Source organism: Candidatus Desulforudis audaxviator MP104C, from assembly GCF_000018425.1.
GTDB lineage: Bacteria > Bacillota > Desulfotomaculia > Desulfotomaculales > Desulforudaceae > Desulforudis > Desulforudis audaxviator.
In genome coordinates, this window is the sequence record NC_010424.1 from 1,758,205 (window position 1) to 1,784,040 (window position 25,836).

The following is a 25,836-nucleotide window of genomic DNA, read 5'->3' on the forward strand; positions in this document are numbered from 1 at the left end:
GGGGTACCCGGGGGTACCCGCACTGAAAGGGGACAGTCCCCTTTGGACTTAGGGGGACTGTCCCCCTAGGGTACCCGGAGGTACCCGACCGCTAACACCAAGACATCGCCACCAAGCAGTCCACCACGAAACGCTTCAATACTTCCTCCCCTCCTCGATCAACCCGCGCAGGCTCAATTCTCCGAGAGCACGTCCTTTGCGGAACTCCAGCATATCCCGAATCACCGTGTGTATATCGGATTTGCCTCGCGAACCGACGGGCACCAGCATCGCCACCGGAGTGCCGTGCTTCATTATGGCAATCCGCTCACCCCGCGCCACCCGTTTCAGAAGCTCGGGCAAATGTGTTTTGGCTTCATAGGATCCGACCTTGCGCATACCGCAGCCCCCCACTCTAGAAGTATTGCGGAACTGCGCCCCCACCCGTGATAATGAAGTAACCGGCCGAACAAAACCGTTTCCGAGAGGCGTCGTCCGTAACCGCCAGGGAGTCTCTTTTCCGCGGGGTGCGAAATTATCATTACGGCAGCCTCGCCAGCAGCCGCACCACCGCGTCTTCCCGGTTGAACACGTCCCGCGCCGCCACGCGCACAACGCGATACCCTCTCGCTTCCATAAAGCTGTCCCGCACCTGATCCGCGTGTATTTGCTCCGGCGTGCAGTGAGCCCGTCCATCCACCTCAAGGTCGTACCTAGTCCCAAGCGGCGACACCACCAGAAAATCCAGCCGGTGACGCCCCTCTTCAAATTGGGGACGGTACCACAGACCGCTTTCCGTCAACAACTCCGCCATCCGCTCCTCTGCCGGCGATTCAAAAGGCGCGGTGGTGGCGCTCCCACCCCCGCCCTGCGCCACATAGTCCGCAAACTCCGCCAGATACCCGCCGGCCCCCGGCAAGCAGCCAAATCTCCCACCACGTGCAGCACACCACGCGCCCGGGTAATCGCCACGTTCAGCAACTGGTCGGTCTGCGCCACCCACCGGCTCATCCGCACGCTCAAGCCCTCCGCCACCACCGGCGAAAACACCATCACGTCACACTCGTCCCCCTGAAAACGGTGGGCCGTACCCACTGTTAACCGGCCGCGCACCGCCTCCCACCAAGGACGAGCTTGGATCATCTGCTCAATCTTTTCCATCTGCAGGCGAAAAGGAGTGACAACCCCAAAGCTCAGTTCGGCACGACCCTGCCTCCGTGTCAAGAGCCCCTCCCGGTACCAACGCTCCAGTAACTCAACCACGGCGCGCGCCTCAACCTCGTTCCACGCGCTCCTGGCACTCCCCGGCACATCCCCCCGAATGTCGTGCCAGAACACGCCCAGAGGCTGGCCGTCTAGCTTAGCCGCCAGAACCTTCAGCGCCGTCCGGACGACGAGGCGGCCCGCATAGAAAGTCTGGTTAGAAAACTCCACCACCGCCGGGTGAGAACGGTAGTGTTCGGCCAGGAACACAGGCTCGCGACCCACCTGCAGCACCGCGCCTTCCGCAGCGTCGTAAAGGGAACGCACCGCGTAGGACCACCCGGCCAACAAGTCCGCCACCCCGGCCTCTTTGGCCAACTCCGCCTCACGCTCAGGACGAATGGCACTGATATGCCGCAGTTGCCGGGGATCACCGATCACTACTGCCCGCCGTGCGCGATACAACAGCGGGATTGCCGACGCGATATCGCATTGACTGGCCTCGTCGATAATCACCAAGTCAAATATGGCCGGTTTTAGCGGCATTGACCGCCGGGCGCTCAAGTTGGTCACGATCCAGACCGGCAGAATCCGGCCCAGCTTCTGGATACTCTCCGTGAACTGATCCAACACGGCCAGCCATTCCCGGTTGCCCTGAGTCCGCCATTGCCTTTCGCCCAGCGTGAAATAATTGCCCAGTTCGTGGCGGACCACCCCCATACTTCCGGCCACCCGGCGCCTCCAGGCTTGGCGTAAATACTCCCTGGACAACTCTGCTTTCTTTTCTTTGAGGGCGTCGATACGCCGGGCGATGGCGGATGTCGGCGGCATTTGCGCCAACCGGCGCTCAGCATCCCCCACTTCTTTGGTAGCCGCGGCCCATTCCCCGAAGGAAACTAAATCCGCCAAGGCCAAAGCCAATGAAGGGTAACCGGTAGCGGACCTTACCCGCGCCAGCACATCCTCACCCACCTGCGGCGGAAAAAGCCCCGCCGCCGCCTGGATTTCCCTGATCAGCCCCTGGACGAGACACCGCCCCAGCACCAACCGCCGCAGCCCCAGCCAAAAACCAAGTGGCCGTTCCCCCGCCAAGGCCTGCGCCTCATCCCGGCGCTCCCGCAGCCGATCCAGGGGCATAGCCGGCGGTTGTATTTCCCCTAGGGCGCTGACCGTCACCCAGTGCTCAGGCAGGACCGCCTGGATCCGCCGGCGGCGCGCCTCCGCCTCCAGCAACGACCGGGAACAGGCACGTACCCGTTCCAGTTCCGCCTGTGCCAGTGCTATATCGTTCTCCACAGCGGACATAGCTGACCCAACCGCCCCGGCGCCGGCACTGCCTTCGGACCCCGTGGCCGCCAAGGCCGCCAAGCGGTCGAACATCTCCGTCCGGCAGGCATCCACCCGTTCACGGTTGCCCAGCCGTAACACCCAGTCCTCACCCTCACCAAGAATCTCACGCAGACGTTGGTGTACCACGTCCACGGCCTTGTTGTTCTTGCTGGCAAACAAAACCGCGCGGCCGGCCACGGCGCAGCTGGCTAGAATATCAACGACCACCTGCGACTTGCCGGTTCCCGGAGGTCCTGTCACAACGGTGAACGGCATGGTCAGACCCGCCCTTACCGCTCGTTCCTGCTGTTCGTTGAGCGGCAGCACCGCAACGATCCCCCGCCGCTCCGCCTCCCCGTCCGCCCGCCGCATCCGGCCCGGCGCCGTCAGGTAACCCAGCGCGGTATCTGTGGCGCCGGCCAGTAACCGCTCGTGCGCGGCCAAAGCACCCAGCTCTTTTTTAAGCTGGAACGTGTAGCTGCTGCGGGTACTGCGGAACAAGACCGGCCGGTTTATCCACCGACCCCGGGGTGTCCTCCGGCCCGGAAAGGGATCGAGCCTCCCGGCGTCAAACTCAGCCGGACTGGCCCCCAAATACGCAAGGGCCGCCTCCAGCCGGGCGTCAAACGAACCAAAAGAGCCTTCCAGTTCCTCTTGCACGCTCTGCAGCTCTTCCGGCCGGGCGCGAAACAGGTGGTGGTTGACCTGAAGGGAACTTACCGGCCTCATGACAAAGCCGCCCCGGCGGTCCTCTTCCACCTCCACCTCCTGGACAAAAAGCGGCGAGAGATAATCCCGCTCATCCAAAAAGAAGGGATAGCCGTAGAAGAACCGCTCCGCTTCCCCCGCCTGAGCCAAGCCCCGGGTCAGCAGCGCGTGATCTGATTTGTACCGCACCTGAAAGCGAACTTCCGGTGCCTCGGTGGCGAAAAGCAACTCCTGATCGTCCCAGGGAGAGATGAAAGAGCGGTGATGTTGAGTCAGCTTCAAAGTCAGGGAACGCAAGTCTTCGTCCTCGATACAGGCCAGGTAGAAGCGTAGAAGCCGACCCAAATCGTCCTGGCCAAGCTCCCGCTTTCCGGTAGGCTGGTTATGAAGGACTGACACTTTCTGTCACACCCCTTGGGTTGTGCAAGTCAGCTCTATCAGACTAGTACTAGAATATGGTCTATCATATTAGACCTTAAGTCGACGCCCTGCAAAGTAGTGCAGGAAGATTATGGACCCCGGACCCGCTCCATTCGGAAGTGCAGCGCGACGGGATACTAATATACGAATAGCCAACACAGTAAGGCATTGGCTAACTACCGGCTGGAAAGAGCTTGGGTGAGTGTGCAATCCAGCGAAAGCGAGCTTGGCGCCGGAAGATTGACCTTCGCCGTCAACCGCCCGAAATTTGGTAAGGTGTCCCCGGAATTGGGTGCCTGCTCAAGCGCCCCAGCCGGCCAGGAGCTGTTCCAACAGGTCTTTCGCCGGCCCCCGGCGCAGTTCGTGGTGCGCAAACTGGTTCTGGTAGTTTCGCAGGCAACCGTAACAGCTCTCGTCGCTCCCGCAACCGCAGCTCCCGGTCACCCTTCTGTACGCCGCTCGCAGGCAGTCGTGCATGGTGTTCTCCTCCTCCAGACGCGCCACCAGACCGGCGCCCCCGGGCACGTTGTCGTAAAGGATGATCGGCAAAATCTGGGCGCTGTCGCCCGGAAGGACCACGGCGCTGACGTCGTTGGGCAGCACCTCCAGCACCTCCGCCGCGCCGCCGGCCAAAGCATAGGCCAGCGAGTAGGCGAACCAGACCTCATTCATTCCGGCAGGGGCGGGAAAACGGAAACGGACCTGCACCACGTCGGTGACAAACAGGTGGCCCAAGGCCCTCCGCTGCAGCGCGCCCCCACACCGCTCACCAAACGGTGTGCGGTGCACCTTCTCCTGCTTCAGAAAACCCGCGCCGCAGGCCGCACAGATCCAAAAACCCCGGCCCCGGCGTCCCTCACAGAGCACGCCCATTCCGCCCGGACGGGCTCTGCTGACCGTAAGCAGGGGATCAGCCGTCGGCATGGCCAGGCTTTCCCGGTCCGGCCCCTGGAACCCGGCAAAGAAGGGCCGGGTGCTGAACATCCGCACCGGACGGCGCTGCGGTTGTTTGGGCTTTTCCGGCGGCGCGACGAAGCCGAACCGGGGAATTAAGAACCGCTCCTCCCCTCCCGCCGCCCCGCAACACGACGGCGGCGGTGTTTCCGTCGGCTTCCAAACGTCGTACCTTTTGTGTTCCCGGCACCTGCGGTAGCACCACACCTCCCATTCCCGCTCGGCCACGCGCTTCACTCCGTATGAGGTCCATAGGAGTTTGTCGGCCACCAGTTTGCTGGTGGGCGCGAATTCGGCGATGGCCACCTTGAGGTCCCGCTGCAACTGCAGGTTCTCGCCCTCGCTGGTCCGGCCCAACCTGGTGTCTAGTTCGACCACGTCCACCGGAAAACCGTATTTGGGGATCACCGCCTTGCGGGACAAGAACGAGAGAACATCCTCGCGGGCGATGGTTTCCGCCCGGTCTTTGGCCCACTCCGCTGTGGGGTGATCGCGCCTCGCGCTGGCGCGCGCCTCCAGGGCGTGTAGCTTCCGGTAATCGTCGGCCACCTCCGCCTCCGCCAATAGGAGCCGGGGCTCCTCCCGCTCCAGGGATTCCCTGGTGAGCAAATCAATCCATTTTCCGTCGCGCAGGCCAAGCACGGCGTGCAACTCGCCTTCTGCGGGCACGATCCTTCGCAGTATCGCTTCGATCTCGCGGCGCCGTTCTTCCAAGAAGGCGTGCAGGTCAGCCACCAGGCTCGGGCGCTGCAGATCCACGCACAGCTTTTGCACCGAGTCGAACCGCTCCCGATATTCCCGGAAAAAGCTGCTCAACGCCACCGCCGCCACGTGGCGCAACACGATCTTGGGGTTGGTCAGCCGCAGCACCGGCGGTTTGGTGGAACCGTGCAGGATCTGCTCGGGATGGGCGAAATGGTAAAGGTCGTGCGGCGCACGCCGGCAGTAGGTGAGGGCGATTCCCGGCCGCCCCGGACGGCGTCCCGCCCGCCCGACCCGCTGGGCGTAATTGAAGGCCTCCGGAGGGGTGTTGCGCAGAAAAACGGTGTCCAAATCGCCCAGGTCGACTCCCAGTTCAAAGGTGGTGGAACAGCTCAGCAGGTGGATCCGGCCTTTCTTGAAGGCCTCCTGGTACTCCCGGGCTTTTTTGCGCCCCAACTGCGCCGTGTGTTCCTCGACCCGTAGCCTTCCGGGGAACGCACTCTGGTAGAGGTAACGGTAATGGTTGTCGGTGAGTTCACCCGCTGCGGCGCGGACCATCCGCCCCGGGCAGGCGGGCCGGGAGCAAAGACCGGCCACAGACCACCGCCCCACGCGTCCGCACATATCGCAGCGCCAAAGCGTCGCCTCCGGCCGGAAAACGTGGAAACGCCACCAGGCGGAGTTCAGTCGCCAGGCATTGTTGGCCGCCGGCAGCAGCAACCGGTAGGCGGTTTCCGGCGCCTTGCGCTCGTACTCCAGCACCGCCTCCCAGATCCGCTGCAGGCAGAGGCCCGCCTCTCGGACGGCTTCCCCGTTATCCAGGCCGCGCGCCATCAGGATCTTTTTGAGCAGGCGCACCCGCCCGCTCCGGGCGCCTTCCCAACTGCACACCCCTTTTTCCCCGCGCGGTGGCCCCAAACGCACCCGCTTTTGGGGCCGCTTGAGATGCAGATCGTCCCAGGTCACCAACCCGGCGGGTCCGTCCAGTGGTAACTCCACCGCCCCCTGGTCCCGGAGCAGGTTAAACAGCACCTGGAGCAATTCCAGAGCCTCTTCGGCCCCCAGCGTCCAAGGGCCGGCCCGTAAAAACTCCATCGGGCCGTACCAGTCAGGCCAACGCAGGGACCAGTAACCCAATCCCACTCCTTCCAGGGAGATCCTTTTCTCCTCGGTCAAGAACTCCCGGCAAACCGCGATGCCGGCCTCCCGCCGCAACTCCGTCTCCGACGCGTAAGGCGCGGCCAGGTGGCGGCTGCGCAGCAAGCGGTAGTATTCATCCGCCAAGTCCGCCAGGGAAAGCCCCTCCCGCGTCCGCCAGCCCAGCGCGCTCCCGGCTTGCCAAACCAGGTTTCTGGTCAGCAGGTCCCGGTAGGTCCGGTCCAGGTACCAAGAAAAGAAGGCCGCCTCTTGCCGTGAGTCGGCGAAGGCCAGGATTTTTTTCCGGTCGGAGGGCAGCTCCTGGTACAGCGTGGTGGCGATCACGGTATGCGGGCCGTCGGTACCGTGCACCACTTCCCGTACCGGGTCGGGCGCCTGATAGCCACAGGCGCTGCAACGGGGAATTTGATCGTCGCCTTCCCGCGCCGCTTCCTCTCTTTCCACCGCGAGTATCTCCGCGTGGTCGCAAAGCGGTGCCAATCCCTCCAGCCAAATGGCCCGGCACTGCACACACAGCGCATAACGCTGCCGGTCTTGCGGAGCAGCCGATTCGTCATCCTCTGCGTCTGATTCGACAGATTGGGGTGTTTCCAGGGGCCGAAAAAACACCGCCCCGTATTCGGGGTGGCTCGGATCCCGCACGGCTTCCACCAGTCGGCCCCGCCGGCCGTCACCCTGTATCCGGCCTACCAAATAATGTTGCCCACATTCGCGGCAGAGGGCCACCTCGAAAACGCCCGCCTCCGGAGAGGCGGCGCGTTCCACCAGGACCCGGCGTCCGCCCCGGTAGCGGACAAAGGCGCCGTCCAGGGAGCGCAGGAAAAAATGGTAGCGCGCGGCCAACACCGGCGGCCCCGCGTGCTTGCTCCGTCCCGCGCCCGCCGTCGCAGCCGCGGTTTGCATCAGCAGCACCACCAGCATCCCCAAGGCCCCAACCCGCGCCGCTTCATCATCGATCTCAGGGAATAGTTCCCGGGCAATGGCGGCCACGGGCCGCGGCTCGCCGACCCCGAGTTCCCGTAACCGGTGCGCGCGCCGGTCGTGGGCCAGCAGGCGTCCGCACACCGAGTCCGGATCCTCTTCTGGTGCACCAGCATCCGTCTTCCGGCGCGCCAGTCCCGCCAGTCGTTTTCTCGCCCCGTCCGTCCCCTGGTTCAAAACCTCCAGCATTAACGCGTAGTCCGCCGGCGTCAGGTCGTACCATGTTTTCTCCGACGCCCTTTCCTCCCCCGCCGGTGCGGGCGGCTTTCCGGTGATCACGTCCTCGGGTCCAAACGCTTCTCCAAAAAGAGTGGTCGCAAAATGTGCGGTCGCCTCCCGATCCTGCTCGCCCCCCAAGAGGGTGGCGCTGGTGGCCAGACACCGGAAGGGACCTTCCTTGCCTCCGTCCCGCAGGCGCTCCTTCAGGCGCCGGATCAGCATGGCCATCTCCATCCCCCGCGCCCCCCGGTACTGGTGCGCTTCGTCCAGCACCAGGTAGGTCCAGCGCCGCGCACCGGTCCCGGCGAACAAGGGGCTGTCCGCGGGGCGGATCAGCAGATACTCCAGCATGGAGTAGTTGGTCAGCAGGATGTGCGGCGGCGTCTCCCTCATTTCCGACCGCAACACCAACTCGCCCGGCAGCCGATACTCGGCGAGATGCTTTTGCGCCTCCCGGCGCGTATCCCGCTCATCCTCGGGCGTGTCACCGATATACTGACCAAAGGTGAAACGAAAAGGAGAGCCCTCCTCTTCCAGACGGCGCGCTATTTCCCCCAGCCGGTCCCGCTGGTCGTACGCCAGCGCGTTCATCGGGTACAAAATCATGGCCCTAATCCCGGGGCCGAGTTCCCCTTTTCGAAACTCCCGGTACAAATGGAACAGGATCGGGAGCAAGAAGGCCTCGGTCTTGCCGCTGCCCGTCCCGGTGGCCACCACCACATTGCGCTCTCGAAAGACCGCCCTGATGGCCTCCTCCTGGTGTCGGTAAAGCGGTCGCGTCCCCTGAATGGCTTCCAAGAAACCCTTGTCCGGCGGTTCTCCCAGGACATCCTCCAAGAGCCGTTCCGCTCCCACCCCCAATGGGTAGGGCCGGGCCACCTCCAGGTACGGCCCCCGCACCAGGTTGGCAGCGGCCAGGGCCTGGTTGAAAGAAGCGCGCAGCAAGGGATCCCGAAAGTAGAAGGTGGTGTAAAGGTAGCGGCGGTATCGCTTCGCCACTTCTTCCAGCAGTCCCAGAGGAGAGAACGCCGCGTCCACTGTCATTTGGCTTTCCATTTTCCTTACACCTCAGCGCCGTTTTCCAATGCGGCGGCCAACGCCAGTTCCCTGGCCGCCAGTTCCGCCACCAGGTCATCGACCCCCGGGACACCGGCGTCGGAAGGGGCCACCGCAATCGGCAACGGGTTGGTTTGGCTGTCACCGAGCACGTGGTAACACTCCCGCGCCCAGGGATAGTGCTGCCGCCCCATGGTCAGCAGCGCCCTTACATCCCACAACAGCGTGAGCTCCGCCTCAAACGGCCGATACCGGATCTCAACCTGCTTACAGCCTTTGGGGTAGTGCTCACGATCCCAGACCTGTTGACTGGGGAGGAGGCGGCCCCGCTGGGGGCAGGCTGGATTTGTACAGACCACGCCCTTCTCCATTTCGACTATCACCGCCTCACCCTGCAGCCCCCGCAGCCGTAGCTTCTTGCTTTGGTTGTGGACGGAGATTTTCGTTTCCAGTTCATCCGGTCCCTCCCGCCGGCATTTCAAGACCTGCCGGGAAACGTGCCCCGTCAGCACCATGTCCTTCATCCGCCCGTCCAGGCTGCGCAGCTTCAGACCAAGCCCTGCCGACACCGCCGGGGCCCCTCCAAGCGCCGCCGCCCACACCCCTCTCCGGTCCGCTGCGCCCCCGGGCCACGGCACTTCCAGGGGCGCCGGCCGGTCCAGAATCCTTGCCTGGTAGGCCGCGGGGCTGCTGTCCGCGAAGACCGCCAACCAGTGAAACCCGTAGCGGGAGGCGTCGCCCGTGCCGCCGCCGGCTTCCGGTGCGGCGGTCCGGCCGGGCACCGCTATGCAAAAACCGCCGTCCGCACCGACCGCACCGGTGCCCCGGGCGACCACGACCGCTTTGCCCGTGATGCCCAGCAGCACGACCGTAACGGCCACCCCCGCGGGACAATTGGCCGCTTTGCCCCGGACCACCGGAGCCTCCGACTCCCAGGTGCAGGACAAATCCCGAATGTGCGGGCGCCCGTCATCCAGATGCATAAAGAAGCCGTTGGCGCCGGTTCTAAGGGACGCGTCGGACTGCAAAGTTTCCACCCCGGCCTCCGCGCCTCTGAACCGCAACAGGTAGGGTCCCGCCGGTACTGTCCGCCCCTGGGCGGCCAGCATCAGCGTCGCCGCGCCGTCCGGGATCTCCCATTCCAGCGCCGGCTCCCACGGGGTCCACGCCTTGAAAAGCTCCAGCCGGCGTCCCGGCACCCGGCCCCTGTCGGTCCACCGCGCCAACCACAACGGCTCGGTGCCCCACAGCGGGCACACCCACCGCACGGATGGCTCGACCACTTCCCAGCGGTACCTTAAGGCAAGGAGCGCACCGCGGCGCACCGGCCTTCGGCGGTGGTCATGGACATCCAGCGCCAGTGTGCGCACGGCCCTGTCCCCGGTCCGAGAAAGGCGGGTTGGATGATCGACGACGAAGCGGAAATGCTGTTCCGACTGCTTCTCCCCCGCATAAACCCGGGGCTCGTCGTCATCCGACACCAGAAGACAACCGCCCCAGCGCCGCGTCGGCGGCAGCCGCACGTCCACGGCAAACCGGCCCGGAGACGCCTCGCCGACCCATATCTCGCGAAACGTCGTCGTCCACTGGTCGGTCTCCTGCGTGGCGCCGCCCCCCGCAGGCCGCCACCACACCCGCGGCAAGGCCAGCTCGATGTCCAGGGAGTGCGGCATCGCTTCAGGACTGCCCTGAAACAAATAGGTCCCCGCCACCGTTTTCGCCCCGACGTCAACGGTAAACTCCACGACCTCGTCCGCCACCTCCGTCACCATCGCCGGCGGCTTGACGGCAAAGTGCGTGTCCGGTGCCGTTATCACGGTGCCCGTTACCGATGACCCTTGTGCCTGGTCCGCGGGCAGCAACAGGGCGGGCGCAAAGTCGTAGACAAACTGGGGAATGACGGTCAGAGTCAGGGGGTAAAGCGCGCCATCGGGAGCCCGCAGGCGGAGGACGTAGCGCCCCACGGGCTCCAGGCCAAGCAAGGCGGCGGAGGCCAGATCCAACACCGCCTCCAGCGCGCCACCGGCCCGCTCTCCGGTGGTTATCCCGGACAGCTCAGTCAAGGCTTGCCACTCCATCTGATCCTCACCCGCAGGTTCGCGCCTCACGGCCACCGACCAACCCCTGAGATCGGAACGGTTTCGCAGGGCCAAGACCACGGCGGGTAGGCCCTCCGCTTCATAAACCGGCCCGCCGCCGGCCACCGCCACACCGGCAATGGTTTTCCCGCCCCGCAGGAAAGGCGCCCTTAGGCTACCCAAACCCGGCAGGAACCCGATTGTCGCGGCGCCCACCCCCTCGAGCCACAGCCGCAATAGGGTCCGGTCTGGGCGTTCCAGGGGAGCAGCGAATTCGTAGAGCGGCACCCTGACCAATCGCAGGGACCCCGCCTGCCGTGCCGGAAACGCCCGGCGGTCATCCGGATCGAGGCCGATATATACCTTCGTCACCGCGCCCAGCCGCTTCCCCTCCCCGGCCCAACGGAGCCAAAGCACCTTGTCCGAGGTGGGCCGGAACCAGTCGCGCGCCAATTCCACGGGCCGATCCGTCCATGCCACCTCTCCCGGCTCCCGGCCTTCGGTGTCGACGCCCCACCACACCCGTTCAAACACCGCCCGTATGGGTACCGGCCGCCCACCGGTCGCCGTCAGCCGCAAAAGCAGGTGATCAAACCGGGGATCCGGCGGCAAATCAACACGCAGGCCCGTTGGCGTGCCGGTGCACAGCGGGGGGCGGGCGTCCGCCTCGGCCCCTTCGGCCGACTCCAGAGCGTAAGCGCCGTCGCCGACGATCTCCACCGCGGTGGCGCCGTGGCCGGCGGGCGGGGGGAAAACAGGTGCCTGCTCCGGAACCATGCGTACCTCACGCAGACCCGGCAGACAGCGAAAAGCCAAGCGCTCCCTTTCATATCGCTGCCGGTCGTACAGCACCACCCAGTAACAGTGGCTTTCCGGGTCCACCGGCACAACCAGCCCACCGTCCGGCGAACGAGCGTCCATCTGCAGCAACTGTTCCCCCCGCCGTCTCGTCTGCCTGTATAACCGCGTCACGGTCCCCACTCCCTGCCAGCACTCCGGTCTGGCGGGAATCAGCCGGGGCGCGCCGCCGAAAACCGGACCAAGCTCATCCAGGTTGTCAGACCACCCGGGTTCCCCCGCTAGGAAGAACTCTTGAGCACCCGCGTTCAGCGCGAGTTTTTCCCCATCGGGGAGCACGAAGGTAATCCTTGCCGCCGCGCGCTCCGTGCGCCAGTGGTGGGCCACATACCCCGGCAGCGCCACCTTTTCCGGCGGCGGCGTGGCCGGCTCGTCGTCGGCTTGCTCGCGACTCCATTCTTCCGGGACGACCACCAGCACTTGTCCCCGCGGTATGCGCCGCACCGCCGGCAGCGGACCATCCTGGTCGTCCGAACCCCGAAAGACCAGACAGGGTTGGTGCAGTTGCCAAAACGCTTGCAGGTCCAGCGTCACCAGCACACCCTCTTCGCCCGCCACTTCCACCGCACCGTCCAAACCGGCAAGCGGCCAGCATCTCCAGGGGCGAGAGCGGGAAACAAGCTTGTGCTCGTTGTGCAGGACCACCAGGTCCGGTCGGTTCCACAACTCCGCCGGCGTTTCCACGCCTACCATCCACTTGCCGTTTTCGCGCCAGCACACAAGGCGCGGCCGCGGAAGGCGCAGCGCCGTCGTACAGAGTGCACGGCCTTCATCCTGCCACCAGCGGCCAAAAACCTCCCAAACCCGTTGATGGCGGTATGTCTGCGGCCATTGCGCCGGTTTGTGCGCCTCGCCGCCCAGGGCCGCTAGCAGCAACTGCACGGCCGGCCAGACGAACCTCTCCGCCGCAGGCCCGCCGTAATGCAGAAGACGCTGTATCGGTTTGTCCACATATGACAGCGGTGGTACGGGAACCCGGGCTTCAAGGGATCTGACTTGCCGGTCCAGGCCGTTGAGGGCGTCCTGCGCCGCATGCATCTCCTCGTCCAAGGTCCCGGCGTCAAAGGTCTCGGCGTCCACGGGCCGTCCCAGCGCCTCATCCAAGTCGCCCTTCAGTACGGCCAGCCGCCGGCTATACCGGGCTTCCACCTTGTCAAGGACGCCCAGGATTTGTGGCCACTCGGGCCACGCCGCAGTCACCTCGTGGTCCAGATGCTCTTTCAGCCACTCAATCAGTTGCTGACGTTGTGCGCGTTTGTCGGCGAGTTCCGCTTCCAGCGCGGCCGGTTGGCGGGCAACATGTGCCTCCGTCGCGGACGCTGTTGCCTGTCGCTTTTTGGCATCGCTGATTAAATCAAGCCAGCGGCGGGCGGCCGCCCGGACATCCTCACACAGGGCCGAGAGGTTCGCGGAGCCAAGAAACTCATCGGTTCGGCTCCTTAGCACAGCGGCTTGGCCCATCAGCCGCACCGGGCAATGGCGGGTGATGTCTAGCCGCAGCGTCACCAAAACGTCTTTAAGATTGTTCCACCGCGCCAGTAGCGCCTCGTACCCCCGCAACAGTTCCCGCGCCTGCTCGGCGAGCCCGCCGCCGGCCGGCGGTGTGCCGCCGACCATCGCCGGGACCGCTTGAAAGGCTAAAACCGTCCGCCGCAGCCATGACCAGTGCTCCGGCTCCTGCTCACAAATCAAGCGTCGGTAGAGCTGCCGTTCCCAGTCCGAAACACCCGGATCCGTGCCGAAAACGGCCAACCGTCCCCTGAGCCGCTCGCGGTCCATAAGCAGGACCGTCAATTCCGCTTCGACAGCGGACAAACGTTCCTCAATCTGCCGCAGTGAGGGTTCGCTGGCGATGAGGTGCCGGTCTTGATCCGCCAGAATCTTCCGGTCACGAGATGATCGGTCCTGGTCCTGTAGAAGCCGGTGGCGTTCCCCCTCCCGTCGCACGATCTCATCGTCAATATCCAGAAGCTCGGCCACTCGGCGACGCTGCTCCTGAAGGCTTGTCAGCCGTCCGGACAAGGCACGGTACTCTTCGAGAAAGCGCCGACGGGCCAGCAATGTCCTCTTGGCCCCCAGCAAATGCTCCAGTCTGCGTCGATCCTCGGATTGCAGGGCGCGCCCCCTCTCCTCCCGGAGCCGCCCGAGTTCCAGGAGCACTCCCTCTTTCTCCACCACATCGCGGGCCACGAAACGCCGCCAGACCACCTCCCGGAAGAACTCCGGCAAGCACGCGTCGGGGATGCCGGTGTGAAAAAGAATAGGGGTCACATAACGGAGGCCTTCGGGATCGGTTTCCGCACGCAAATCATAATCGTGCAGGGCCTTGAGAAAGGCCGCACCCAACGCTTCTTCGTCCGCACGGCTACTAATGCCGGTAATTTCCCGCACCGCCGGCCAATACGTCCCGTCCCGGTAACCAGCTATTCCCCGCCACACAAGAAAAACAGCCAAGAAGAGCGGAGCCCGCTGGACCAGAAACTGCACCCATCCGCGGGGGTTTTCCTTGATCAGGTTTTTGACCAGGGACTCGATTAATGACACATCTGGTTGGGTTAAGGGAAGTTCGTGCAGAAAAAGGGGTTCGCGGTGGTGGTGGCGGCCGTGGTCTTCAAGTGCAGCGGCCAACCTCGACTCGCATTCGGCGATACTTTGACAGTCCGCAAGCATTCCCAGCCCCGCCCCCCCTGCTGAACCAAAAGTATCTTTCTTCGGTATTTTATGTATAATTCGTGCAAGAAACACCAATTCCTGCCTGACGTCCCCCGGCCATAACTTCGGGGACACCATACCCGCCCAAACCGGAAGCCGCGCCGCTTCCGTTTGAGGAGAAAAGGAGAACAACACCGAACGCCCCAAGCCCGAGCCTCCTTACGACTTGCACCCGGCGTTTTGGCGCAAAATACTGGCAAACCTTGCCCGCCTGTGTTAATATAAGGCCAAAAGGTTGCCAGGAAGTCCCAAGACATTTGCTTGGCGCCACGGCGCGCACGCCGGGAGGGATCACTACAATGACAGCGGACAAGCCGGTGCTGGAGCTGATCCGCACCGCCCTCGGCCGCCTGCGCACCTTTGCCCACATGTCCGAGGCGGAGTTCACCGCCCATGCTGACCACTTCGCCATTGCCGAAATACATAAGTCATTCGGAGCGCTGCAATCAGCTTTGGGTTATTTCTCAGTAGAAATGCAGCCAAGCGATTGAGCATCGGAAAGGTCAGGCTTGGCCGTTCCGGGGGAAGAGCTAGTTGTTCACGCCACCAACGCCGACTAAGATGGCGAATTAATGGGGTTACCTCCGCACCGTCACATGGAAGTGGGTATCCATGAGAGTATAAGTCAAAAAGCTTCTTAATCTGGTGGCTTTGAAGCCCGTTAATGTCTAGTGGTGCTTGCCCTGTTGGAACTCCAGCAGCTTCGAGCCAAACCCGCATCTCATCCACCGGCAATGATCGGACCATCACTTCATACCCGGCAGTGGTTCGCCAATCTGCGTGCAAGCCCAGCATAAAACGGTCAACCAGGCCCTTTGCAAACTTATCGAGTGTAAACGAGTCAAAACGCCGGGCGCGATCACCACACCGCTTCTGCACTCGCTCACCGAGATTTTTCGCTGCATCCCGTTTAAAGGAGATAGCCAGAATGCGCCGCGGGGTAGGACACAGACCGGTTTCCAGGAGGTAACACGCACGCTGCGCCAGAAGTTCCGTCTTCCCCGCCTCGGGGCCGGCAACCACAAGCGTGTTATGATCAGGGTGGTGACAAGTTTTCAGGCCTGGTCAACCGGGTTCTTCAGTGCCTCAGGGGAGGTTCAAACGAGCTCCTCTGAGTCTATCGCCAGTAGCGCACGCATGTGCACAACCGACTTGGACCGGTCCACAAAAAGATACTTGTACCAGGCAAAGAGTTCTTGCTGGGCAGTTGTATACGTTGAACCAAGCTCAGCGTCAGCCGTGTCCAAATCAGCCGCCAGAACCTGCCTCATCCTCTTTTTCACGGCCTCACCATAATTTGGATCGTCCAGCGCTGATAAGCGCGGGCCTCTCGGAGGTGGCGCGAGCCCTTTGTAAGCAGCCGGAAACGCTTCCAACATAGAAAAGTCCAAGTCGAGCGGAGACGAGAAGTAAACCCCGTACCAATGAGTGAACAAAGATAGCCAGCTATCCATATCTGCCGTATCAGTCTAGGGGTTCTCATCTAGATTATCCCAATCTTGTTCGTCCAGACTACGCGTGCCACTTGTGTCATCATACACGAATTCTAATTCCTCATCTCCCGGCCCGTACAGACTCACGACCAACAGCCGTTCAAGCCATATGTTGGTATCGATGAGATACAAGCTTCAGTCCCCCCGCCACTCCAGGGCCTTTTTTTGCAGTTCCAATGAGGTATACTGTTCACGAAAGTCCTTGAGGGCGCCAGCCCAATCTTGGCGCAACCTTTTCCCGGTTTTCTTGGCCCGTTTTTCTAACAGAAAACGGATAAAGTCTTCGGCCTCCCTTTGAAGCTCGGGAGGGAGCGCTCCGCTGACCACCAGCCCGCCTGTCCGGGCCGGCACCTGGACCTGGCCGCCGTCCGCGCCGCCCTGGCCCCGGCCAACACCCCGCCCGCCCCGCTCTACCGGGTACAGGTGGGGGCGTTTCGCGAACGCGCCCTCTTCGGCCAAATAGGAGATGTGAAAAATCCCGCACCCCTCTTGACCCGCCTGTCGTGCCCGCATTACACTGGATGTATCTTACATGCCGGCGTAAACGCCGCGGCGCGGTGGGGTGACGAAAGTGGTACGCTTGTCCCGGAACCTGCGGATGATCAACATCGAGTCCCGCCTGCCGGCTTTAAAGGAATATTTCGCCGGTAATCCGGACATCATCGCCGCCTACCTGTACGGGTCCTACGATACCAGCGCACAGACCGTACTGAGCGACGTCGATCTGGGGATTCTTTTACGGGAAGGGATCAAGGATCGTTTCGACCTTTATCTCGCCATCCAGTCCGCCGTAATTGAGGTTACCCGGGAGGAAGACGTCAACGTGCTGATCCTGAACGATGCCCCAGTAATCATCCAGTACGAGGTGATCGCCACCGGCCGCCTGCTCTACGAACGATCCGCGGACACCCACCTCGATTTCATCGAACGCGTCCTCAAGCGCTACCCCGATTTCGCCCTGGACTTCCGCGCTTTCTGCGCCGAATACGACCAATCCCTGCGGGAGGCCTATTTACGTGGTCAGCAAGAATAAACTTCGCCAAAAAATCACGTTCATCGAAGAAAACCTGCGTCATCTACGCCGGTTGGCCCGCCTCCCCGAGGCGGAGTTCGTGGAAAGCGCTATTTATTGCAGCGCCGCGATACGCATGTTACAGGTAGCCATCGAGGCCATGATTGACGCCGCCAGCCATATCGCTGCCAAGGAACGCCTGGGTTTTCCGAAATCGTATGCCGATACCTTCAAACTACTGGCCAACGAACAAATCATCTCCCGGGATTTCCTGGAAACAGCCCAACGCATGGTCCGTTTTCGCAACCGCGCGGTGCATCTCTACGAAGAAATCAGTCCGCAGGAGGTCTACCGCATTCTACAGCACAACCTTCCGGATTTCGAACTGTTCATCCGCTTCATCGTGCACAGGTACTTCCAAGAACCGGCGCACTAGCCCACCCCGGCCGCTCCCCTCCACCCGCCAGATGCGCCGCCAGGAACCCGTCCAGCACCAAAACCACCCCGCCCAGTACCGCCGCCGCCATCAGCACACCCCCGCCGAAAGTGAAGAAAGACCGGTCAAACAGCCCCGGCAGCCGCCGCGGCAAAAGCCACGACAGAACAAACAAATTCACCAGCGCCATCAGCGAGGTGGCCGCCGCCAGCCCGGCGTGCTGCAGCGAATTGAGCAACACCAAGCTAAGCAAGAGCTTCAACTCCCGCAATTCGCCAACCCTTTTCACCTTGCCGCCGTATGAATCCACTTCACGCGTCTTGATTTTGATGAAAGAATCACCAGATGATCTCTGAAATGTTCCAAAGAATGAGAACGTAGGAATGGCAAAAGAACTTCTAAAACATTTTCGGATGTCGTAGGATGAACCCTTAACCGAATCACTCCCGGATGTTCATTCAGAGGCAGAATAACCCAATCACCAAAATGCTCGTCAAGAGTGATCAAAACTCTATCTTCAGCGATGGCTTTTTGCAATACATCCTGATCGTCTGCTCTATCCTGACCAACTTCAGAAGCGCGCATAACATTATAACCTTCATCGCGCAAAGTTTGCGCCACAGCCAATTTAAACATCTGAATCCAAATAAAGTCTTAGCGGCTCAGGCATGAATGGTACGAACCTCTGAGTGGTCAAGTGAGGCCTTGGCATAAAGCAATGCGGCCTGGATATCTTCTTTCTTCAATTCCGGATAGCCCGCCAACACATCATCCCAGGACTCTCCCGCCGCTATCTGTTCCAAGATCACCGAAACCGGAATCCGGGTCCCCTTAATCACCGGTCGCCCATTGCACACCCTCGGATTAAGCTCAATACGATCCATAAGCACCATCAACAACCTCCTAAATTCTGCGGCACGATCACCGTGGCCAGCGCCAGTCCCACCACGCCGTAAAAGGCATAGGGAATGAGAAAGGCCACCAGGAAGGCGTCGGTCGCCCCGGTGGCCCCGAAGCTGGGCGTCAACACAGTGCAAAGCCGTGTAAAACCAGGCAACAACCAGCCAATCCGCATGCTTCAGCCGATCTATCGTTCCCGCAAACTGATAGTTACTCCATATCTTCGTCCTCTGATCACCGGTTTCCCGACCATCACCCCGCCTGACGGTTGGCCCCTGCCAGCCTGCCCAGTACGCTGCGGCCAAGCTCCCACACCAGGGCCATCTCCCGCACCCGCAAAAGCCGGCACAGTACTGTGTATACCAGCCCGCCGAAGGCGATCAGCCCGATGAGCTTCACGCCCGCCGCCGCAAAGTCCCCCAGCGCCCCGCCGCCGAGCGCCTGCACCAGCTGCTCCGCCAACAGCCCCCAGGCCCCGGCGGCCAGCGCCTCGTTCGCCCGCCAGACCGCCAGGCCCATCAGCCCCGCCGCCAGACATACCTTCCCCGTCTCTATGGCCAGCCGCCGTCCTCCGATGCGCCCCAGCCGCCGCCGCAAACGCCATAGGATCAGCCCGAAGCCCACCAGCGCCGCCGCTGAGGAGGCCAGCGCCAGCCCCCCGAGGCCCATAACCCGTACCAGGGCCAGGTTCAGGCCGATGTTCACCGCCACCGCCGCCAGGCCCGTCCACATGGGCGTGGCCGTGTCCTGCAGCGCGTAAAACGTCCGGTTCAGGTAGTCCCACCAGACAATGAACAGGATCCCCAGGCTGTAGAAGAGGACCGCCGTACCCGTCATGGCCGCGTCGGCGTCGTCGAAGGCCCCCCGCTGGAACAGGAAGCGCACGAAGTCGGCCCGCAGGACGATCAGCCCGACGGTCATGGGGATCATCAAAAAGCCCAGCACCGACAGCCCCCGCGCCAACGTCTCCCGGAAGGCCGCCGCGTCCCCCACCACGTTATGCCTGCTGAGTGAAGAGTAGAGTACCGTGACCAGCGGAAGGGCAAACAGCCCTACCGGCAGCCCCAGCGCCTTCTGGGCGTAGTTCAGCGCCGAGATGCTCCCCTCAGCCAGACCCGAGGCCAGCATGCGGTCGACGATCACGTTCAGCTGGTTGGCCCCCACGCCGATAATCACCGGCCCGGCCAGCAGCAGCATCCGCCTCAGCCCCGGATGACCAAGGTCGAAAAGCGGCCGGTAGGAAAGCCCCAGCCGCCGGAAGGTCGGCAGCTGGATCAAAAACTGAGCGGCGATGCCCAGCAGCGTTGCTACCGCCACGCCCTCGATGCCCCACCAGCGCCCGGAGAGCAGGATCGCCGCGATGATGATAACGTTGTACGGTATCCCCATCGCCGCCGGGGCCGTAAACCGCTGGTGGGCATTCAGCACTCCCTGCGCCCAGCCGGCCAGACCCATGAAGACCGCCGCCGGCAGCAGCACCCGTACCAGGAGCACCGTCAGCTGCGCCTGCTCCCCCTCAAACCCCGGGGCCATCAGCCGTACCAGCCAGGGTGTCAGCAGCCAGGCCACGAGCACTACCAAGCCGAGGAACACGACGATCCCGTGGAAGGTGCTCCACAAGAGTCCCGCCAGTTCCCGCCGCCGGGCGGGGTCGTGGATATACTCCGCGAAGAGCGGGATGCCCACCGTGGTGATCGTTGTCCCCACCACCCCGAAGAGCAGCGAAGGGATGATCATGGCCACCAGGTAGGCGTCGGTGGCCCCGCTCGCGCCAAAAACGGCGGCCAGCGCCGCCTCTCTTCCGAAACCCAGTATCTTGCTGATAACGGTAATAACGACGACCGCTGCCGCCGCCCCCGCAATCCGCCTGCCGTTCAACATAAGCCTCCTGTCAGTCGCCGTACCCCTCCGGGTGCCGCGCATGCCACTCCCGGGCCGACCGGACGATCATCTCCAGGTCCCCGTCAGTCAAGTTCCACCTTAATCTTCGCCGAACCCGCCACCAGCACCGCCGGTGAACAAAACCCTCATCATGTCAGACACCTCGCCCAATACCTCAGCCGCTTAGCGTAGTACGTTCCTCGTACATCCTCCTGTAATACTCCCGGTAGGCCCCGTCCCGGACCCTTTGCACCCACTCCGCGTTATCCACGTACCAGCGGACTGTCGCCTCCAGGCCGTCCTCGAACGTCCACCGCGGGCGCCAGTCCAGCTCACGCTCGGCGCGGGCGATGTCCATCGCGTAGCGGCGGTCGTGTCCGGGGCGGTCGGCCACAAACCGGATCAGGCTCTCCGGCCGGTCCAGGATCCGCAGTATGGTCCGCACAACGTCCAGGTTGGTCCTTTCCGCCCGCCCTCCGAAGTTGTACACCGCCCCGGGCCGCCCGCGCCGCAGGGCGGCGGCGATTCCCCGGCAGTGGTCCTCCACGTGGATCCAGTCCCGCACGTTCAGCCCGTCGCCGTAGACCGGAAGAGGCTTGTTCTCCAGCACGTTGGCGATCATCAGGGGGATGAGCTTCTCGGGGAACTGGTACGGCCCGTAGTTGTTCGAGCAGCGGTTGACGACCACGGGCAGGCCGTAGGTCTCGTGGTAGGCCCGGCACAGCAGATCCGCCGCGGCCTTGCTCGCCGAGTAGGGGCTGTTCGGTTTCACAGGGTGCTCCTCGGTGAACGGCGGATCGTCCGGCCCCAGGGAACCGTACACCTCGTCGGTCGACACCTGCAGGAACACGCGCACCCCGTACCGTCGCGCGGCCTCCAGCAGCACCTGCGTGCCCCGGACGTTGGTCTCAATGAACGGCCCGGCGTCCAGGATGCTCCGGTCCACGTGGGACTCGGCGGCGAAGTTCACCACCGCGTCGAAGCCGCCCCCGGCGAAAAGGCCGGCCACGGCCTCCCGGTCGGCGATGTCCCCGCGCACGAAGGTATAACGCGGGTTGTCTTCAACCTCGCGCAGGTTCTCCAGGTTCCCGGCGTAGGTCAGCTTATCCAGGTTCGTAACGTGCCAATCCGGGTATTCCCGCAGGACAAAGCGGATAAAGTTCGCGCCGATAAACCCGGCGCCCCCGGTGACCAGCAGCCTCACAGCAGTTCCTCCTTGCGCATCTCCTTTAAACAGCGCTCCAGGGCGTCCTCCCATGGCGGCAGCAGGTAGCCCACCGTCTCCCGCAGGGGGAAAGGATCCAGGACCGAGTTGGCCGGCCGCCGCGCCGGACGCGGAAACTCCGCCGAGGTGCAGGGCTCAACCCTCGCCGGCAGCCCAGCCTGCTTCATTATCGCCCGGGCGAAGCCGCACCAGCTCGTCACCCCCTGGTTGGTCGCGTGGTAGACCCCATAGCAACGTGTCGCGATGAGGTCCAGAAGCAACCGCGCCAGATCGGGCGCATAGGTCGGGCAGCCGTACTGGTCATCGACCACCCGCAGGCTCTCCCGCTCCCGCCCCAGGCGCAGCATAGTGGCCACGAAGTTCTTGCCCCAGGGCGCAAAAAGCCAGCTCACGCGCACGATGTAGAAGCGCGACGCCAGGGAGGCTATCGCCCGCTCCCCCCACAGTTTGCTGGCCCCGTAAACGTTGACCGGGCACGGGTCGTCGTACACGCCGTAGGGGCCGTCCTTACGGCCGTCAAAAATGTAGTCGGTGCTGATGTGCAGCAGGTCCACACCGGTCTCCCGGCAGGCCAGGGCCAGATTCCGCGGGCCCAGGCCGTTCACAGCGAAGGCCCTCTCCCGCGCCGTCTCCGCGCCGTCGACATCGGTATAGGCGGCACAATTTACCACTGCATCCGGCCGGTACTCCCGCAGGGCCGACCTCACGGCCGTCAAGTCCGTGATGTCCAGGTCGGTGCGACCCAGGCGTACGACCGCCCATCCGCGGGCCCCGGCCTCCGCCGCCACCGCCCGCCCGAGCATCCCCTGAGCACCGGTCACCAATACACGCACAAACGCAAGCCTCCGCTAACTAAGGGTAATCTGGCACTCGTCGCCAATAAAAAAGCGTAGAACCCGGCGGCGGCTATCGTCCCGCGTCAGGCGCGCACCGGAGCCGATGAGGCTGTCCTCGATGTGGTGCACCGCCCGCAGCCGGCAGTTATCCAGGATCACGGAATGTTCCACGCTGCAATCCTCCACGGCGGTTCCCCGGCCGATGGCCGTGTAGGGACCGATGAAGCTGTCTACGATCTTCGCCCCGGCCCCCACCACCGCCGGCCCCCGGATGACGCTCCTCTCCACCACGGCGCCGGCCTCGATCTCCACCCGGCCCACGACCTGCGAGGCCTCGTCCACCGTGCCCTCGACCCGGCGGCGGGTGAACTCGTCGAGCACCACCCGGTTGGCCTCCAGGATGTCGTCCTTCTTCCCGGTGTCCAGCCACCAGCCTTCCAGCAGGCGCGGCGCCACCGCGTGGCCCATGTTAATCAGCTCCTGAATGGCGTCGGTGATCTCCAGCTCTCCCCGCCAGGACGGCTTAATCCGTTCGATGGCCGCGTGGACGGCGGGAGAAAAGGCGTAAATGCCCACCAGCGCCAGGTCGGAAATGAACTCCTTCGGCTTCTCCACCAGCCGCGCCACCCTGCCGCCGCCGTCCAGCACCGCCACCCCGAAGGCCCGGGGGTCGGGAACCTTCTTCAACTGAATAATCGACGTGGAAGTGTCCCGCCGGAAATCGGCCGCCAGCGGGGCCACCCCGCCCTGCACCAGGTTGTCCCCCAGGAACATCAGGAACGGCGAATCGCCGAGGAAAGCGCGGGCCGTCTTGACCGCGTGCGCCAGGCCCAGGGGCTCGTCCTGCACAATAAAGGTCAGCCGCAGGCCGAACCCCGCCCCGCCGCCGAGCGCATCCTGCACCATGCCGCCGGTCTCGGGCGAAATGATCACCCCCACGTCCTCGATCCCCGCAGTAGCGATCTGCTCCAGGACGAAGTGCAGGATGGGCTTATTCGCCACCGGGATAAGCTGCTTCGCCGTGGTATAGGTCAGGGGCCGCAGCCGCGTCCCCTTCCCGCCGGATAAAACCAGAGCCTTCAAGCTACCCCTCCTCACCGGGCACATAGACGAAGCTGTTGTCCGCGTCCTTAAGGCGCGGGAGCCGGGCGTCCTTCGGCGAAAGAAGCGGCCGGGCCACCGGCCACACTATGCCCAGGTCGGGGTCGTTATAGATAATCCCCCGGTCGTGCTCCGGCGAATAATAGTTGTCCACCTTGTAAACGACCTCCACGACCTCCGTCAGGGCGCAGAACCCGTGAGCAAACCCCCGGGGTAAATAAAGCTGGCGCTTGTTCTCGGCGGAAAGCTCCACCCCCACCCATTTGCCGTAGGTCGGGGAACCCCGGCGGATGTCCACCGCCACATCAAAAATCGCCCCATGAATACAGCGCACCAGCTTCGCCTGGGCCATGGGCTTCTTCTGGTAATGCAGCCCCCGTAGCACCGGCCCCCGGGACAGGGAATGGTTGTCCTGCACGAACGCAGCGCGAATACCGAAGACCGCAAAGTCCCGGTAGCTGTATGTTTCCATGAAAAAGCCCCGCTCGTCGCCGAAGACCTTCGGCTCGACCAGTACTAGATCCGGGATGGTAAGGCGGGTAAGAATGAAAGGCATTTACTTAAACCGCCCTTCCGCAACTCTACGCTCCTTAACCAGCTTGTCAACCAGGTCACGAATTTCCTCCTTGAACCGCTCTCTGCCGAAGCGTTCGGCGTTTCGCCGGATGACCTCAGGCCGGAATAAGGCCTCGCAGCGAAGAAACTCTTGCACTGCCGAGGCCAAGCTCTCCTCCGTCTGTTCAGAGAAAAAGAGACCGGTCGCCCTGTCCCAGTTCTCACCGTCCGCCGCCACCACTGTTTCCAACGCTCCACCCCGCCCAAAGGCGATTACCGGCGTGCCGCAGGCCTGGGCCTCTACGGGCACAATGCCGAAGTCCTCCTCCGCAGCAAATACCAACGCCCGCGCACGGGATATCAGGTCCGCGACGGTAGCGTCGTCCTGGTACCCGAGAAACTCCACGTTTTTCCCCGCCAGCCTCCGGCACTCATCAAACTGCGGTCCGTCGCCAACCACCTTAAGCGGGATGCCCAGTCGTGTGAAGGCGGCCACCACCAGGTCCGCTTTCTTGTACGGTACAAGCCTGGAAACAAAGAGAAAGAAATTGTCTTTCCTCTCATTTAACTGGAACCGCTCCACATCCACAGGCGGGTGAATAACCTCGGCCTCCCGCCGGTAGGCCCGCCAGATGCGCCGGGCGGTGTAACGGGAGTTGGCAATAAAATGGTCCACCCGGTTGGCCGCCAGCGTGTCCCAGAGCCGTATGTAGTGTAAAATTGCCCTTGCAAGAAGCGACTTCAAGCCCCTCTCCAGGCCATTTTCCTTAAGGTAGCGGTGGGTGAGGTCCCAGGCGTAACGCACCGGCGTGTGGCAGTAGCAGATGTGGAGCTGGTCGGACCTGACCAGGACCCCCTTGGCCACCGCGTGGCTGCTGGAGAGGATCACGTCGTAACCTGAAAGGTCAAACTGCTCTATGGCCAGCGGGTAAAAGGGCAGATATTTGCGGTGCCACTTTTGCGCCCTGGGAAAACGCTGCAGGAATGACGCATGCACCTGGCCCGGCTCAAAGCCCAGCCGCCGCACGCTATCCTCCTGGTAAACCAGCGTGTAAAGCGGCGCATCCGGCCACAACTCATGAAATACTTCCAGGCAGCGCTCGGCACCGGCAAGAGTAATAGCCCAATCATGAATAAAGACAATCCGCACCTAGTTTCACCGCCCCTCGCCGAGCCAAAAGTTAGTTTCCAGACGCTCACGAACAGGAAAGCTCAAGAACCCATCATCATACTCGCGTTGCTTTTCAAGCAAGAAAAAGATTCCCCAGGCCATCGTCGGGAAAATACGCGCCAGCACCCGTGCCATAACAGGCGGAAATGGGTAAAAATTGCTGCCACCAAAACCCTTCAGCGTATAGCCGTGAGGGAAGCAATCGTCCAGAAATTTCAAGACATCGCCTCGCGTGAACCCCCGTACATGGGCTGAGTTCGTCCTAATTGTTGATGGTTGTCTACCCATAGCCAGCAAAACACGATTGTGCAAGGAAGCTAAATTGGGAACACCCACTATCACCTTACCACTCACGGGTACTACACGCGTGATTTCGTGAAAAACCCAAAATATTTCCTTGATATGTTCTAGCACCTGATTAACTATGACCACGTCCACCGTACCGTCATCAAATGGTAAACGGTCCCTCTCGATATCGAGCTCGTATACGGTAATACCCTGCGACCTCAAATTCTCGACATAAGGCAGGTAGGACTCGATCGCGAAGGTTTCGGCCTTCGGGTTAACGTCCTTCGCCAGTTTTAGATCTGTGCCCCCCCCGGCACCAATATCGAGAACAGTTTCATATGGTGATGCCTTCTTCAAAAATTGCTTAATTAAATGACGGCCATAATTCAACTGGCGGTCAATCATCCCTGGTCCCCCTTAAATCATCCTCGAGGGCAAATCTTAATTCCCCGCCTCCTGTAATACCTTCCATGTAAGCTCTGCCGTGCGGTCCCAGGAAAAATGTTTAGCCCGTGCAAGGCCCTTCCAGCGCAACTCCTCCCGCAGGGCGTTATCCTCGACCACCCCTCGGATACCCTAGG

20 protein-coding genes and 1 pseudogene are annotated in these 25,836 nt (G+C 62.8%); 3 read left to right on the forward strand and 18 right to left on the reverse strand.

Going from position 1 to position 25,836, the window contains the following annotated elements:
• Positions 1–135: 135 nt before the first annotated feature.
• From DAUD_RS08470 to DAUD_RS08490, 5 genes are all read right to left on the reverse strand, one after another.
• A complete protein-coding gene (locus DAUD_RS08470; RefSeq protein ID WP_012302752.1) occupies positions 136–378 on the reverse strand; it encodes a type II toxin-antitoxin system Phd/YefM family antitoxin in 243 nt (80 codons plus the stop codon).
• Positions 379–520: 142 nt separating this feature from the next.
• The gene (locus DAUD_RS08475; RefSeq protein WP_166485163.1) at positions 521–784 is read right to left on the reverse strand and encodes an endonuclease domain-containing protein; all 264 of its coding nucleotides are present in this window, start codon (positions 782–784) and stop codon (positions 521–523) included.
• The gene (locus tag DAUD_RS08480) at positions 778–3,618 is read right to left on the reverse strand and encodes a DEAD/DEAH box helicase (RefSeq protein ID WP_012302754.1); all 2,841 of its coding nucleotides are present in this window, start codon (positions 3,616–3,618) and stop codon (positions 778–780) included. The genes DAUD_RS08475 and DAUD_RS08480 overlap by 7 nt, the downstream gene beginning before the upstream one ends.
• A 321-nt stretch (positions 3,619–3,939) precedes the next feature.
• A complete protein-coding gene (locus tag DAUD_RS08485) occupies positions 3,940–8,709 on the reverse strand; it encodes a DEAD/DEAH box helicase (RefSeq protein ID WP_012302755.1) in 4,770 nt (1,589 codons plus the stop codon).
• Positions 8,710–8,714: 5 nt separating this feature from the next.
• On the reverse strand, positions 8,715–14,315 hold the full coding sequence (locus DAUD_RS08490; protein ID WP_012302756.1) for a hypothetical protein: 5,601 nt from the start codon (positions 14,313–14,315) through the stop codon (positions 8,715–8,717).
• Between the two features lie 341 nt (positions 14,316–14,656).
• Between DAUD_RS08490 and DAUD_RS12835 the strand changes: the two genes are divergently transcribed.
• Positions 14,657–14,848: a hypothetical protein gene (locus DAUD_RS12835; RefSeq protein ID WP_242647838.1), complete on the forward strand. Its 192-nt coding sequence runs from the start codon at positions 14,657–14,659 to the stop codon at positions 14,846–14,848.
• Between the two features lie 316 nt (positions 14,849–15,164).
• Here the strand turns inward: DAUD_RS12835 and DAUD_RS13140 are convergent.
• Positions 15,165–15,416, reverse strand: a pseudogene (locus tag DAUD_RS13140) (UvrD-helicase domain-containing protein); the annotation flags it as partial.
• A gap of 569 nt (positions 15,417–15,985) precedes the next feature.
• Complete coding sequence (locus DAUD_RS12645) at positions 15,986–16,363, reverse strand: DUF2281 domain-containing protein (protein ID WP_200858702.1); 378 nt, start codon at positions 16,361–16,363, stop codon at positions 15,986–15,988.
• Between the two features lie 49 nt (positions 16,364–16,412).
• Between DAUD_RS12645 and mntA the strand changes: the two genes are divergently transcribed.
• Together mntA and hepT are read left to right on the forward strand one after the other, a co-directional pair.
• Positions 16,413–16,883 (forward strand): type VII toxin-antitoxin system MntA family adenylyltransferase antitoxin, encoded by a 471-nt coding sequence (gene mntA, locus DAUD_RS12535; protein WP_166485164.1) that lies wholly within the window; start codon positions 16,413–16,415, stop codon positions 16,881–16,883.
• Complete coding sequence (gene hepT, locus DAUD_RS08515) at positions 16,867–17,298, forward strand: type VII toxin-antitoxin system HepT family RNase toxin (RefSeq protein WP_012302760.1); 432 nt, start codon at positions 16,867–16,869, stop codon at positions 17,296–17,298. Before mntA ends, hepT begins: the two co-directional genes overlap by 17 nt.
• Here hepT and DAUD_RS08520 read toward each other — a convergent pair.
• From DAUD_RS08520 to DAUD_RS08565, 11 genes are all read right to left on the reverse strand, one after another.
• The gene (locus DAUD_RS08520; protein ID WP_166485165.1) at positions 17,261–17,551 is read right to left on the reverse strand and encodes a lipid II flippase MurJ; all 291 of its coding nucleotides are present in this window, start codon (positions 17,549–17,551) and stop codon (positions 17,261–17,263) included. The genes hepT and DAUD_RS08520 overlap by 38 nt on opposite strands.
• A gap of 32 nt (positions 17,552–17,583) precedes the next feature.
• Positions 17,584–17,934: a DUF5615 family PIN-like protein gene (locus tag DAUD_RS12105; RefSeq protein ID WP_012302762.1), complete on the reverse strand. Its 351-nt coding sequence runs from the start codon at positions 17,932–17,934 to the stop codon at positions 17,584–17,586.
• Positions 17,935–17,960: 26 nt separating this feature from the next.
• Positions 17,961–18,191 (reverse strand): DUF433 domain-containing protein, encoded by a 231-nt coding sequence (locus DAUD_RS08530; RefSeq protein ID WP_012302763.1) that lies wholly within the window; start codon positions 18,189–18,191, stop codon positions 17,961–17,963.
• Positions 18,191–18,355 (reverse strand): hypothetical protein, encoded by a 165-nt coding sequence (locus tag DAUD_RS12540; protein WP_166485166.1) that lies wholly within the window; start codon positions 18,353–18,355, stop codon positions 18,191–18,193. The genes DAUD_RS08530 and DAUD_RS12540 overlap by 1 nt, the downstream gene beginning before the upstream one ends.
• 95 nt (positions 18,356–18,450) lie before the next feature.
• On the reverse strand, positions 18,451–20,079 hold the full coding sequence (gene murJ, locus DAUD_RS08535; protein WP_166485167.1) for a murein biosynthesis integral membrane protein MurJ: 1,629 nt from the start codon (positions 20,077–20,079) through the stop codon (positions 18,451–18,453).
• A gap of 175 nt (positions 20,080–20,254) precedes the next feature.
• Positions 20,255–21,283 (reverse strand): dTDP-glucose 4,6-dehydratase, encoded by a 1,029-nt coding sequence (gene rfbB / locus DAUD_RS08540; RefSeq protein ID WP_012302766.1) that lies wholly within the window; start codon positions 21,281–21,283, stop codon positions 20,255–20,257.
• Positions 21,280–22,137: a dTDP-4-dehydrorhamnose reductase gene (gene rfbD, locus DAUD_RS08545; protein WP_012302767.1), complete on the reverse strand. Its 858-nt coding sequence runs from the start codon at positions 22,135–22,137 to the stop codon at positions 21,280–21,282. The genes rfbB and rfbD overlap by 4 nt, the downstream gene beginning before the upstream one ends.
• A gap of 15 nt (positions 22,138–22,152) precedes the next feature.
• The gene (locus DAUD_RS08550; RefSeq protein WP_012302768.1) at positions 22,153–23,223 is read right to left on the reverse strand and encodes a glucose-1-phosphate thymidylyltransferase; all 1,071 of its coding nucleotides are present in this window, start codon (positions 23,221–23,223) and stop codon (positions 22,153–22,155) included.
• 1 nt (position 23,224) lies between these two features.
• Complete coding sequence (gene rfbC / locus DAUD_RS08555) at positions 23,225–23,797, reverse strand: dTDP-4-dehydrorhamnose 3,5-epimerase (protein WP_012302769.1); 573 nt, start codon at positions 23,795–23,797, stop codon at positions 23,225–23,227.
• Positions 23,798–24,946, reverse strand: a complete 1,149-nt coding sequence (locus tag DAUD_RS08560; RefSeq protein WP_012302770.1) for a glycosyltransferase family 4 protein — start codon at positions 24,944–24,946, stop codon at positions 23,798–23,800.
• Positions 24,947–24,952: 6 nt separating this feature from the next.
• A complete protein-coding gene (locus DAUD_RS08565) occupies positions 24,953–25,660 on the reverse strand; it encodes a methionine biosynthesis protein MetW (protein WP_012302771.1) in 708 nt (235 codons plus the stop codon).
• Positions 25,661–25,836: the final 176 nt, after the last annotated feature.